At 42.0% G+C, this 514-nt stretch carries 2 protein-coding genes; both read left to right on the top strand.

Annotation, left to right across the window (positions count from 1 at the left end):
- A partial coding sequence (locus LD39_RS23670) for a hypothetical protein (RefSeq protein ID WP_231572620.1) occupies nucleotides 1-273 on the top strand: 273 nt, incomplete at its 5' end.
- Nucleotides 249-514 (top strand): BioY family transporter (locus LD39_RS19410; protein ID WP_035552138.1); only part of this gene is annotated, 266 nt, incomplete at its 3' end. The genes LD39_RS23670 and LD39_RS19410, both read left to right, overlap by 25 nt.

Here is a 514-nt window from a genome sequence, read left to right as displayed (position 1 = left end):
AGAAAAAATAAACAAAACGGACTAGCTGCATCCAATATTACCATTTTTATACATTTGGTGGATTCTAGCAATCACCACCCAAAAATGCTGTCACATCAAGGGGGCTTAAAGTATACAGGTAGTGGTATCAAGGACTTGTTTTTAGTAATTTTTACTCAACTTTGTAACTGTTTTATATCTTCGTATTCTATCCCGAAAGAATATGATAACCTGTTAACAAACAAGTTAACAAAAGGAAGTGTCATCCATTGGAAGATCAACGAAAAAAACTGAGGGTTATAGTAAATTGTTCAATTTTCGCGGCGATTACCGCGATACTCGCTCAAGTGGAGATCCCTCTCCCTCTTGTACCTATAAGTGGACAGACTTTAGCCGTGGGGGTGACTGCAACCATTTTAGGAAGCCGGCAAGGAGCTATTGCTATAGCGGCTTATGCTGCCCTCGGCGCAATCGGACTTCCTGTGTTTGCAGGTTTTAAAGGCGGAGTTCAAGTGTTGGCTGGCCCAACTGGGGG

This window comes from Halobacillus sp. BBL2006 (assembly GCF_000786645.1).
GTDB lineage: Bacteria > Bacillota > Bacilli > Bacillales > Halobacillaceae > Halobacillus.
This window is presented reverse-complemented; position numbering and strand designations above follow the sequence as displayed.